The organism is Labilibaculum euxinicum (genome assembly GCF_009795715.1).
GTDB classification, from domain to species: Bacteria; Bacteroidota; Bacteroidia; order Bacteroidales; family Marinifilaceae; genus Labilibaculum; species Labilibaculum euxinus.
The window spans coordinates 186,196-200,203 of the sequence record NZ_WTCR01000009.1 but is presented as its reverse complement, the minus strand read 5'-3'; the positions used below and the strand labels follow the sequence as shown (position 1 = coordinate 200,203).

Annotated in this window: 6 protein-coding genes; 1 reads left to right on the top strand and 5 read right to left on the bottom strand. The window is 35.1% G+C overall.

All coding sequences use genetic code 11. The features are described from left to right. Positions 1-66: 66 nt before the first annotated feature. Both GQR60_RS13485 and GQR60_RS13480 read right to left on the bottom strand, forming a co-directional pair. The gene (locus GQR60_RS13485) at positions 67-513 is read right to left on the bottom strand and encodes a hypothetical protein (RefSeq protein WP_124993429.1); all 447 of its coding nucleotides are present in this window, start codon (positions 511-513) and stop codon (positions 67-69) included. A gap of 572 nt (positions 514-1,085) precedes the next feature. Then, positions 1,086-2,201 carry a glycoside hydrolase family 130 protein gene (locus tag GQR60_RS13480; RefSeq protein ID WP_124993428.1) on the bottom strand — a complete coding sequence of 372 codons (1,116 nt, stop codon included), beginning with the start codon at positions 2,199-2,201 and terminating at the stop codon, positions 1,086-1,088. 195 nt (positions 2,202-2,396) lie between these two features. On the opposite strand from GQR60_RS13480, the gene GQR60_RS13475 reads away from it, so the two are divergent. Further along, positions 2,397-6,536 carry a hybrid sensor histidine kinase/response regulator transcription factor gene (locus GQR60_RS13475; RefSeq protein ID WP_160463481.1) on the top strand — a complete coding sequence of 1,380 codons (4,140 nt, stop codon included), beginning with the start codon at positions 2,397-2,399 and terminating at the stop codon, positions 6,534-6,536. A 90-nt stretch (positions 6,537-6,626) separates the two neighbouring features. Here the strand turns inward: GQR60_RS13475 and GQR60_RS13470 are convergent, their stop codons facing one another. The 3 genes from GQR60_RS13470 to GQR60_RS13460 all read right to left on the bottom strand — a co-directional run bounded on the left by GQR60_RS13470 (position 6,627) and on the right by GQR60_RS13460 (position 13,828). Continuing rightward, positions 6,627-9,086 (bottom strand): hypothetical protein, encoded by a 2,460-nt coding sequence (locus tag GQR60_RS13470; protein WP_225441418.1) that lies wholly within the window; start codon positions 9,084-9,086, stop codon positions 6,627-6,629. A 191-nt stretch (positions 9,087-9,277) separates the two neighbouring features. Further along, entirely contained in the window at positions 9,278-10,750 is a 1,473-nt protein-coding gene (locus GQR60_RS13465) for a RagB/SusD family nutrient uptake outer membrane protein (RefSeq protein ID WP_124993426.1), read from the bottom strand. Between the two features lie 18 nt (positions 10,751-10,768). After that, positions 10,769-13,828, bottom strand: a complete 3,060-nt coding sequence (locus GQR60_RS13460; RefSeq protein ID WP_225441417.1) for a SusC/RagA family TonB-linked outer membrane protein — start codon at positions 13,826-13,828, stop codon at positions 10,769-10,771. Positions 13,829-14,008: the final 180 nt, after the last annotated feature.

Genomic DNA, 14,008 nt, shown 5'->3' with positions numbered 1-14,008 from the left:
TAAAGTAAAAAAAGTCCTGCCAATTTTTATCAGCAGAACTTTCTTCATTTATTCTATTGCAAATTTTTATTTAAACAGAAACACTTTTCTCTCCTGAGAACCTGGTCGTCCAATGATATTTTTAAGGTAATCATTTACTTCAGATAAAACACCCGCCTTTTGAATATAGCCTTTCCCCATTGGCATGCATGCACCCCATGCGCCGCTAGGACTGCAATCTTCAAAATCTGTAACCTTAACAATTGTGTGCACTCCTACAGTGATAATGCATGTAGAATAGTTTTTTGCTTCGGCTAAAACTTCAGCAACATTTTCCTTTGTTAAATCCGCTACTTTATCAGCTTTACTGGTGGCCAACTCGTTAATTGTAAAGATTGGTTGTCCTAAGTCAATATTGCCTGCATCCAATTGAATGGTTCCTTTTAGAAACTCTTTCAGCACTTCAACTTTGGTATTTTGTGCGCTAAGAGCGAACCCGACAAATACAAAAAGTATTAAAATAGATTTTTTCATGGTCTAATTTTTCAGATTAAAATTGATAGTATTCAATTAAGTTATGATATCAAATCTACGAAATATGTTCACTAATTCAACCATGTTTGATTAATAAAAGTTAAATAGTTATTCACTATGCTCTCCAAATGCAAATAAATTAAACAAGTACATCAAAAATAGCCGACTGAAAAACGAATATCATAAAATGAAAAAAGCCCGGGCATCACACCAGACTTTTTCACTAACCACTAATTACTAACCTAAATCTTTAATCTATGAAAAAAACCACTTACTAGTTTTATTCTTTTCTAAAGGTAAATCATTAAAATGTTAATTGCCTGAAAAAGAAGTTAAAGAAGCTTAAATTAATTGGAGTAATTGGTCTGGTAAGGTGAACTGCAGTTTAAAAAAAAGAAACCCGGTGTTCGGCCGGGTATCAATTTATCTAAAATCCTAAATCTATGAAAAACCTAATCTTTAATCTCTATGAAACAAATCTACTTCAAAATGTAGTTAACAGATTGGAACAAGTGTTAAAGAATATTAAAAATGTAATCCTTAAAGAGAATCCCCTATCCGCTTTTTTAAATCTAAAATGGGTATGCCGGAATTCCATTCATAGAATTTTGAGGATATTTAAGGCAAAGTTCAACCAGTACATCTTCATGTGTAACTCCAACATTCATTACGGTATCATTTCCCCCGTAATAGATAAATATTGTACCATCATCCTTGCGATGAGCACCACAACAAAATACGACATTGGGAACATGAACATACTCTTCGTCTTTCGTTCTGCAGTCTGCTTTAGCAGGAAATAGAATCGGAATATTAGATACCTGAACTTTCTCCGGGTTTTTCAAATCATGAAGAGCGACACCCAAAGTATAAGGATTACCATCCATAGTGCCTCTCACCCCATGAAAAATATTAATCCACCCGTATTTTGTTTTAATCGGAGTTGCACCCGGTCCTATTTTACTGCCAAATGTGCTTGGTCCTCCAGCCTGTCTCATAATTGGTTCTTTTGTTAAAATCCAATTATTATTGAAAATATCTTTATTGCAACCAATTTGAATCTCTTTAAAAACGCCTCCGGTGTGATCTTCAGTATGATCATTAGGGCGGAAAAGAGCATAATACCTGTCATTAATTTTCTCAGGAAAAATTACGACATTCCGCATATCCACATCCATTAACGGACCATGCCTTACAAACGACTTAAAATCCTGAGTTGTAATCAACGAAACCCGAACCTTATCTTTTTCCAGTGCATGATAAGCACTGTAAGTAATAAAATAAGTGTCTCTTATACGAGAAATCCTTGGATCTTCAACTCCTCCGGCTTCATTTTCAATCAAGTTATTCTTATTAGTTCCCTCAGCAAACACATCCTTATCATTACAGGGTTTTATACTTGGTTCAGAATCAATCGCCCAATTGTTTATTCCATTGCGGCTGCGAGCAGTACCAATCACAGAAATTCCATTTCGAAGATGTGATCTAAACAACATAATCACCTCATCGTTATAGAATGTAATGCCCGCATTGTGAACAGTGATTACCTGGTATCTTGGATCTTTCCAAACACAGTTAACATCGGCACATGTGATAATTGGATTCCCAGGATATCTGGAAACAGGTTTATTTAAATCAACTTCTGTCTCCCAATCAGTAATCTGTAATTTTCTCTTACAATTTTCCATAATTCTATCATTTAAATGGTTCATTCCATTTTCACCACTCTACAAATAAAATCCTTATAGCTCACTGGCTAGTATACTCTGCTTCCTTATCTGTATACTTTATTCCCTAATTTACTAAAAACGAGTCTAACAGATAAAATTAGAATGACTTCACCTTGTCAACGTATTCGTATTTTGTTACTTTTCCTAAAAAAAATGTTAAGAGTTCTTACTTGGGGTTTAATACTGTTTTTATTTCTTACTGGTTTTAAAGCAAGCAACTGGAGACACAATCAAATAGGAAGTATAGAAGGACTATCCAATAGTGCCGTAACTTCATCTTATTTAGATTCGAAAGGATACATGTGGTTTGGAACATGGGATGGACTAAATCGATTCGATGGAAGCAATATAAAAGTATTCAAGCCCAATGCCTTTCGTAAAAACACAATCAACAACAACATCATTAGGAATATTCTTGAAGACCGGTTCAATAATTTATGGATCGTGACCGAAAATGGCCTCAATACATATGATTACGAACAAAATATTTTTACCTCCTACTTAAACAACACTGATTTTATAGAATATCGTGAAGAAAGTTACCGTACCAGTTTAGATTCTGACTCGATAATTTGGTGCAGTAAATACAATTACGGCATTTGCAAATTTGACTATGAAAACAAACAATTTTCTGAACCAATTCAAATTTCCAATCAGGAAGACATTACCAAAAAAACAGTTGGTTTTGCATTTACATCCAATGAACAGTTGTGGTGTTTGTCGGAAGAAGGAAATGCATATAAATTGGAGCACAGAGACACATGGAAAATTACAAAAACAATTTATCTAAGCAGTAAATACAAGTTTGATTCTGATAAAAACTGGTTTTATACCTACCATAAACAGCTCTTTCTTTTTGTAAGCTTAAACAAGGGAGGACTTCTATCCATTAATCTTGAAGACGGAACAATTCAAGAAACCAAACCTCAGTCCACTCCCTTTTCTGTTACTTCTTTATCGGTAAGCTTAGATGGTGAATTTTTGTGGGGAGGTACCGATGAAGGAGAAATATTCAAATTAAATTTGTCTGAAGCATGCCAAATCAAACTTTTAGAGAACTCTGAAAACAAAAAGGTTAAGATCTGGTCGATCACCCAAACAAAACCCGATCTTTTATGGATTGGCACCGATGGAGATGGAGTACACAAATACATCATGGAGGGCAATTTCTTCGAATTGATAAAAAAAGGAGATCTTTCGGAAGGCAATTTAAACCACAACATTGTTAGAGCCGCGCATGAAGATGAAAATGGAAATTTATGGATAGGTACCAGAGGAAACGGATTAAATTTAATCACTAAGACTAATACACCCACCAAGGTTTTCGATACCCAAAACGGACTTTCGAACAATGCAGTATTATCCTTAGGCAATGATTCTTTTAAAAACATTTGGATTGGTGTTGATGGTAAAGGAATTGACATGTTTGAAACTAAAACCGGAAAGATTTTACACTTCCCAGATGATTTTGAGAATACATCAGACATTAAATTGGGATCTGTTTATTCAATTTGTTTGGATGCATTTAACGATTTATGGATAGGTACCAGTGGTTATGGTTTATTTCGTTTGAGTATTGTGCGCAAAAAAGATGGGAAATACCGTCTGAGAGATCACAGTCACTACAAAAGTGATCCTCTCAATAAAAACGGACTAAACAGCAATATAATCTATTCAATAGTTGAGGGTGAACCCAATATAATGTGGATAGGTACCCGTGGTGGCGGTCTTTACCGTTTGAATACAATTTCAGAAAAATTTGAGGCTTTCAGAAGCAACTCAAACGATCTTAATTCCTTACTGAATGATGATGTTTTAAGCCTGTGCAAATCGAATAATGAGAACCTGTGGATAGGTACCAGCGGAGGACTTGACAGATTGAACCTAACCACTTTTCCGTATCAGTTTACTCACTACACAGAACAAAATGGATTGCCAAACAATACGATTCACGCTATTCAGACTGATCAAAACGACAACATTTGGGTAAGTACAAATAATGGATTGGCAAAACTGAATTACAGGAACAGGCAAATACGGAGCTATTTTTATTCAGACGGACTGCAGAGTAACGAATTTACTGATGGTGCATCGTGTTTTGGAAAACAGACCGGCAAATTATATTTTGGTGGTGTTAATGGTCTTACTTATTTTGATCCGAATAAGGTTTCGGACATAGAATATTTCCCGAGGCTTGCCATTACTAATTTTTCGGTATTTAACGAACCTGAGAAAGAAAAGAACCCTGTTCCTTTCTACATTGATATGTCTGATTCGTTAAAACTAAACTACGACCAAAATTTTTTCCGATTCGAATTCACCACCCTAAACTTCCATAACAAGCAAAAGTGCATGTATGCTTTTAAGCTGGAGAATTTTAACACAGATTATACATTAATTAAAAAAGAAGGTGAAGCCACTTACACCAATGTTCCGCCCGGAGATTATATTTTCAAAGTAAAATGTACGAATGAAGACGGCATTTGGAATCCGGACACACGTGAAATCAAACTCACAATCTATCCCCCTTTCTGGAAAACAACCTGGGCATATATTTCATATGTCTTCATTACATTTATGGCCATTTTTCTATTCATCTTTTTACTTCTTCGCAGAACAAAAATGAGAAATAAGTTAGAAATTGAGAAGTTGGAAATTCAAAAAACCAAAGAAATAAACCATTATAAATTTCAATTTTTTACGAATATCGCTCATGAATTTAGAACTCCACTTACCTTAATTATGGCTCCGGCAGCTCAACTCATGGATCTGCACCCCAACGACAAAGAAATTTCTCCATATGTAAAATCTATCTACAACAATTCCACCCGGTTATTGCATCTTATTCGTGAATTAATCGATTTTAGGAAAGTGGAAACCGGCCATTTTAAATTGCAGGTTCAAAACTACAACCTTACTGATTTCACAAGAACAATAACAGAGGCATTTACTCAATATGCTCAGGAAAAGGACATTGAATTAAAATTGATCGACAACTCGCAAGATATCATTGGCTGGTTCGATAATAATATCATGGAAAAGATATTGCTGAATCTGATATCTAACGCACTAAAATATACGCCGCAAAAAGGAAGTGTTAGTATTGAATTACTACGCCAACAAAAAAATGCAGTCATAAGAATAACTGATAACGGAATTGGAATCCCAACAAAATATCAGGATAAAATATTTGACCGTTTCTTTCAAAATGCAAACTCTTTGCCTAAAGAAAAAAGATTTTCGGAAAGTGCCGGAGTTGGTTTGTCCTTAACCAAGAGTCTGATTGAACTTCACAAAGGAAGCATTCAATTGGAAAGTAAGCCCAACATAGGCAGTTGCTTTACAATTTCAATTCCAATCTCGAAAAGTCAATATTCAAATCGTGAAAAACAAAATGAAATTGTAATTGATGAAAGCAGAATAAAAGACAGAGCAATTGAAGAAATAATGGGTTTAGAACTTGTCTCTTTTGCAAACAAAGAAACAGAAACTTCTGATGGAGAGAACCCTAAACCCAATATTCTGGTTGTAGATGATAATGAACAGCTTCGAAATTTAATCGACGATATTTTACATCAGGACTATAATGTTTTACTGGCAAAAAACGGTCTTGAAGCACTCGATAAAATAAATTCAAATGATGTTTCGGTTATTGTAAGTGACATTATTATGCCTGAAATGGATGGTCTGGAATTGTGCAACGCCATAAAAGAAAACATTAACACCTGTCATATTCCGGTTATTTTATTGACTGCAAAAGGAGAACTGGAACATCGGATTCAAGGAATTGAATCGGGTGCAGACAGTTACATTCCAAAACCATTTGATCCCCGTCATCTTAAAGTTCGAATTCGAAAATTAATCGAAATGCGAAATCAGGTTCGTGATGCTTTTCAATCGGTTCAAACTGTTTCGGTAAAAGATGTGTCGGGACTTTACAAACGAGATGTGAAATTTGTGGACAATCTGCAGAAATTTGTAGATGACAATCTGGATAAAACCGAATTAAACGCCGACCTATTGGCAGATCAACTGGCGATGAGTAAAACCCAATTGTACCGTAAGATAAAAGCAGTTACCGGATTTACACCTCATGGATTCATTCGTAATTTTCGATTGAAGAAAGCTGCATCTCTTCTACTGGAATCTTCTTACACGGTCTCTGAGATCATCTATGAAACAGGATTCAATAACCGAACCTATTTTTACCGTTGTTTTAAAGAGCTTTATGGTGAATCGCCTACTGATTACAAGAAAAATATCCTCAACGATACCAATCAGGAAAACACCTGAAGACCATTGGTAATGGTATCAAAAAGATGTCCTCAATATCACATTTGATATTGAGGACATTTCGTTTAAATAATTATTAATAACGATTCTCTATTTTTTACAATCAGGATCCATTTCGGGAGTTCTAAGTCCGGCAACCTCATTAGCCATCAGAATAAAAACGTTCCAGCATAATCCACGGGTTGATGGCCACCAAGTATCTGTTGTCTCCCATTTTGTCGGAATAAATTCTTTGGAATAAGGCCATTCCGGATTGAGATTAATTTCTGCCCAAGCTCTATTTTCCATAAGCGCTTCTGCTTTTTTCCATCCATGTCTTAAACCTACAACATATCCACAATATTCCGCACGCATCCAACTCCCACCGTTGTAATACATCCCATCTCTAGCTCCATTTTTATAATTAGATACTCCAAACTCTCTAAATGGCTGATAATCCGAAGTTAAATAAGCATATCCCTTTTCATCATCTGTTAATCTTATACAAACCGGAGCTGTTGTTCCATATTCTGGATAAGGTGAATTTGAAACTTTATTAAGAATTGGTGTTTGTTCAAGATGATTAATTACCATCTCATCAGTTAACATGGGTCTATTAAACAACCACAAAGAAAAAAATTCTGGTTCTAAGTCGGTAAAAGTAATGATGTCTGGATATTCTTTATCAAACACCATATGCTTTCTTGTTGTATCATAAAAGTTCAAATATGCCTTTTCAGCTTTTTCCAAATATGAATCTGAAATATCATATCCCAACTCTTTAATAGTGCGAAGCGCAATAGCAAGCATTCCTTGATTTACCGCTAAATCACTTGTTTTTGGATTGTATTCATTAATGTCAATTTGGCTTAATGTAAAATGAGAAGCACATATTCCATCTCTATTCTCATCAAACTCATTTAAGACATAAGAAACTGCTTTATCAATTTTATCTTTAGGAAGGCTTACTCCAAAACGTCTTTTGTTCATCATTGCCCAAATTAAGAATTGAATAGTTGCTTCATTATCTTTAAACTCAACAGTACCCATATAAGGCGTTATAATGGTGGCTATGGCTCCTTTTTCGTTTTGAGTTTTTGCCCATTGCTCCCATATTTCAAGATTCAATTCTTTATTATAACTTGAAACTATTGAGAAAAATGAATCTCTGTTGTACATGTCGGGTGCATAATTCATATTAGGCACATTCAAGGGTGTAAAATCATTTATAGAAGTAATCCATGTTAGCATGTTGAAATTTGAGTACAACATCTTCTCTATCAGAGTTCCTTTAAATCCTTTCCCTTCTGCTAAACGGGATTGTGAAGAAATTACAAAATCATGATGATTTACCCAAGGCTCAACAAAAACATAGGTAGTTTTAGTTGCCTTTTCTCCCATATTCATTTTATTGTATGGTTGTACTAAAGGTTGATGTTCAACAATCTGCAAATCTTTAATTTGAATGGAATATTTTTCCCCGGATTGAGATCCAATAAACATAGAAACACTATCATGCTCAATATACGGAACCATTATACTTCCTTTAAAAAGTGTCCAGTCATTTTCTTGTATTGGAAATTGGTCAATGTATTTAATACCATGTTCCAATTCCACCGTTTTTAGGCCATTCTTATTCCTAAAAAGTTTTACGGCTATTGGAGAACTTCCTTTAGCCAAAAAAGAAATTGTGTATATTTTTTGGTCTGTTAAGGGCGTAATTAATTCAATTCCGGAACGATTAGAAGATTCCCCACTAAGAGTAAATAAATCAGTGGTTTTATTAATAGTGACAACACCAACTTTTTTATAAGTATCCTCAAGTTTTAAAATTGTCTCTTTCCCGGTATCTAAATTGTACATTTCACCAAATGTTTGTTTGATAAAATGCTGCTTATTTTCTCTTTCTGACAATGTTGCTACTTCCACCAACGCTGGATCCGGAAGTCTTCTCATTCCTACAAATCCTCCACCATGACCGTTAAAACGACGTCTGGTTGTTCTTGTATAATGATTTTTATACCCGGCATCCATTAAAAACCCTACCAATAAATTATTGGGAGTCACAAAACCTGCTGAGGGATTCATTTCATGGGAAAAACCTCCCGGGAAATCATCGTGTTCAAAAGTTACATATTTTGAAGGTTCTTCTGCTGGTTTTGAAGTTTCTTCAATTGTAAAATATAAGGTTGGAATCCCCGATTGAAATAAATCAACCGTTTTTTTAACCACATGTTGATTGATAACTTCATAGGTAACTGTGATTAATAAGTTCAAATCAAAATCTAACAAATAGGTCTCTTTTGATAATTTTATTAGATTTTCATTTCCTGTCCATTCAGCTCCTTTCCATGCAGCAATTTCGCTTGTCTCACTCAAATCCAGATTTGCTGCTTTTAATGAAAATTCTTCTGAATTATGAATCAGCAACTGATTGTTATTGTAGATATCTACACTAAAACCTTGTTCAGTATTTCCAACAACTTTTAGATTGATATTTTGACTAAACCCAATTGTTTCAATGAAAAAAAACAAAAGGAGAATTGCAAATTTTATATTTTTATCCAACATTTATTGTTTATTTAACGAATTGTATATTAGGTATTTATCATAGGTTAATATGCCCATTTCTTAAATAATACAGCCATTTTATGCTTGATAAAGGATCACGCATTAAAATAAAAGAGAAGCAGCGTCTTAGAACTAACTACTTCTCTTTAAACATCAATTAACTCAACAATATTCCCATTACAAAAGATCTTTTAATAACCTTGATTTTGTGTAATTGATCCACCAGACTTATCAATATCTTTTTGAGGAATTGGATAAAGAGCATTGTGATCCTGGTAATTTCTTCCAAGTGCTGTTAATACCGCTTTGGCTGTCCCCCATCTTTTCAAGTCATTAAATCTTTGTGATTCAAAACCCAATTCGACTCTTCTTTCAGACATCAACCAAGTTTTTATTTCTGCCGGATTTGTTGAGCTTCCTCTGTTTGCAAGTGTTCCTGCAGGTACTACCGAGCCATCAGCTGTTGGACTGGTTCTGGCTCTGGTTCTTATCTGGTTAATTATAGCAACTGCACCTGGGTAATCTCCAGTTTCATTCAAAGCTTCTGCTTTCCAAAGTAATACATCAGCATAGCGTATGTATACTTTATTACCATAATCAATTAGATCAGTTGTTGATCCCACTATTTTTGATGCACGCTTGTTGGGAACATCAATGGTATATAACAATCTGGGATCATTGGCTTCAAAAGCATTGATAAAATCATCAGTAGGAGCAAAGAATCCCCACCCAATTACATCGCCAAGTCCATTCGTATTATTAGGAGTTTCGCCTGAACGATGATCGTATGCAAAAATCACTTCATCTTCTGCAAATTCCTTACTTGCATCAAAACTATCAAAATAATTTCCATTCAAACTGTAAAATCCAAGCGCGTCCAGTTCTGTAATTAAGCTAAGTACTGCGCTCCAATCGTTGCTGTACAAAGCTACTTTAGCCTGCAATGCAATAATAGCTCCTTTTGAAGCTCTCCATGGTTCAGCAACATCAGGATATTTGACATCAGGAGCGATCGCTTTCGCTGCTGTTAAATCTGAATTTATCTGTGTTCTGACCTCATCTGCAGATGCTCTGACTGAAACAGCAAAGGCTTCCTCGAATGAATCCGGAGACTTAAGTACCAATGGCACATCGCCAAAATTATTTACCAAATCGAAATAGTAGAAAGCTCTTAAAAAATAAGCTTCTGCTAATAATTGTTTCTTACGGGCATCATCAATTCCTGTTTTCTGAACTATCTCAGTATCAGTTAAAAAGTTAATGGCTATGTTAACTCTACTAATACCTTCATAATCGTACACCCAGATTCCATTAAACGCTTGATTTTCGGGTGTGAAAGTAAAACTTGCCAGTTCATCCATCCAAGCTTGGTCACCATCTGGATTCCATTTCTTATTCATATCATTGGCTGCAATATCCTGCAAAACAATATCATTTCTAAATACTGTTCCTAAATCCCATCTCCAATCAGATATAATCCCATTCAAGGTATTTGAAAGAGGTAAGTATGATGAGCTTACCGAAGACTCAATTGTAGTAATTGTAGGATCTGAATCAACCTGATCTTTGGTTAAAAGGCCAATTGGGTCATTGCTTAATTCATCTGTACAACTCGTAAGACCTGCAAAGAAGAAAATAATGATTATACTATATATGTATTTCATAATTTATACTTTTTACTATTAAAACTTCACATTTACGCCAAACAAAACTGATTTTGATTGAGGATAAGTTCCTAAATCCATTAGATCGGTAGATTCCGGATCTAAACCGGTATAGTCAGTTATTGTAAATAAATTTTGCCCGGATACATAGAAACGAATATTATCAATTCCTTTTAGTGCCGTTACTGTGTATCCAATTTCAATATTCTTTAGTCGGAAATAGGAAGCGTCTTCAACGAAAATGCTTGACACCTTACTGCTTCCATTGTCTTCAAAAGCAACTCTTGGTATGCTATTGCTGCTGCCTTCCCCATCCCATGCACCTAATATCGCTGTGGTATAATTAAACGGACGTGTATCATAATCTACAATTTGTTTCCCTTGATTGTATCTGTCAACACCTGCTACTCCCTGAAAAAGCATTGAAAAATCAAATCCTTTATAGGTAGATGAGAATGAAAAACCATAAGTGAATTCGGGAATAGGACTTCCAATAAATTCTCTGTCATAATCTGCACTAATTTTCCCGTCACCGTTTACATCCTTAAATTTGATGTCTCCTGGTTTTGCATTTCCTTCAGTAAACAGATGATTGTCTATTTCTGCCTGATTTTGATAAATTCCAACCATTTTGTATCCATAGTAGGAATTTAATGCATGTCCAACTTCAGTTTTTGTTACATCCGTTACGATATTGGGAACGTTTGGATGTAGCTTTTCAACCTTATTAGTTAATGTCGCAATGTTCGCGTTTACATTGTATTTGAATTCTTTGCCTGAATTGCGGTAATCTATAGAGAATTCGAATCCTTTATTACTCACCTCGCCTGCATTTACAATTGTAGGAGATACATCACCAACAACAGATGGTAATCCAATCGGCAATAAAATATCTGTCGTATTCTTTTCAAAATATTCTCCCGTTAGTACCAGTTTACTATTAAGCAAACCAACATCAACACCAATATTTGATTGAGTAGAACTCTCCCATTTCAAATCAGAATTTCCAAAGCGGTTAGTCTTAACAATACCATCTACCTGACTAACCAAAGTTAAATACGCATAATTGTCAATCTCCTGATTTCCTAATTTACCCCAACTTGCCCTTAATTTTAAGTTAGACAACCAATCAACATCCTTCATAAAATCTTCCTTGGAAATTGTCCATCCGGCAGAAACAGAAGGAAAATAGCCCCAACGATTGCTTTCAGAAAACCTTGATGAAGCATCAGCTCTCAAATTAGCAGTTACCATATATTTGTCATCATACGCATAAGATGTTGATCCAAACAAAGAGAATAATGCCCACTCTGAAGCAGATCCGCTATTCCAAAGATCAAGATCCGATCCACCATAATCCAAATACCGATATTCATCAGTTGTAAAAGGGAAGCGAGCTCTGCTGGCTCCTATTGATGATTCATAATTGTCAATATATTCGGTACCTACCATTGCACTAAAATCATGCTTTTCTTTGAAGGTTTTCGCGTAATTTAATGTATTATTAAAGGTAATTGTACGTGCTTCTCCTCTTTCTTCACTCAAGCTATTAGGTCTGTTCTGTCTGCCCAATCCTTGATCAACTGCAGATCCACCACCATCATCATCACCATAATTCTCATTAAAAGCTTTGTTGTGAAACATTGATAAATCAACCCCGATATTTGTTCTGAATTTTAGTTCTTTATTACCCAAAAAAGCAAATTCACCATAAACATTTCCAAATGTTTTATAAATCTTTCGCTGATCATCTGTAAAATAGGCTTTGGCAACAGGGTTACCTACCATTTCATACATCGATCTTTGTAATCCCTGATCATAGCCCGTTGGCGTGAAAAACGGCATATCCGTAAAAGGATCTCTTTCAGAGTAAGTAGGATCATTCACATCTTTACGAACTGCTAATACGGGAGCTCTTAATAAAGCATATCGAATTAGACTTTCACCTTTTGATGCTGTTTTATCTTGTGTTGAATAAGACAATTGCAGATTTGTCCCAATTTTAATTCGATCCGTTACATCGATATTGAGATTGGTTCTGTAATTTAATCTTTGGTATTTATCATTATCAAATACAACAATTCCATCCTGTCCATAATAACCCAAAGACATTAAATATTGCATTTTTTCAGTTCCTCCACCAGCTGTCACCTGCAAATTTTGTGATCTTCCTGTTTCAAACAATTCATCAAGCCAGTCTGTGTCAGCAAAATCAGATCTGCCTTTATCAGCGGTATAAGGATTTGCTCCTGTTCTGTCTGAATTGTCCCAAGCTTTCTCGAGGGTATTCATGTACTGCTCAGCATTCAGCATATTAGGAAGGTTGGCAACCTTATGAATTCCTGTGTAATAGTTTACATCGAAACTTGTTTCCCCTATCGATCCGCTTTTAGTGGTAATTAATACTACACCACCGGAAGCTCTGGAACCATAAATTGCTGCTGCAGCGGCATCTTTTAAAACAGTCATAGTTTTAACATCGGCCTGATTTAAAAAGGTAATATCGCGAGAAGGAATTCCATCTACTACATACAACGGATTGTTATCTCCAATAGTTCCTTCTCCACGAATACGTATTTGAATAGGATCTCCCGGCGCACCTGTACTTGATGTTACCAATACCCCTGCAATTTGACCTTGCAAGGCCTGAGAAACATTTGGTACTCGTGTTTTCTCCATATCTGAAAGATTAACAACCGATACGGCTCCTGTTAATGTAGATTTTTTTCTTGCTGTATAACCAACAATAACAACCTCATCTAAACCAGTTACATCTTCTTGCAAAATAACATTGATACTGGTTTGCCCAGTGAATTCAACTTCCTGATTTTTCATTCCAATGAAAGAGAAAACCAGGATTTGTGCATTTTCAGGCACTTCTAAACTGTAATCTCCATCAATATCTGTAATGGAACCAACACTTGTGCCTTTTACAAAAACACTAACACCTGGTAATGATTCTCCACTTACGTCGGTAACTTTTCCTGATACAAGAACCTGCCCAAAGACAGCACTTGTCAAAAAGATAAATACAAAGCCCAGTATTCCTCTTTTTAAATTTAAAAACATAGTTTTCATAGATTTTATTTTAATTAACAACAGTGAATTAAAAGCGTAATTTTTCTATAAATAACAATTCATCAAGGATCCTATTTGAAGAAATTGCTATCGTTTCCGTAATCGTCTAATTAAATGATACTATATCTAAAGCACTTGAGATCTTATTATTTCCAGTTGAATTGAATCGTTTAAATGATC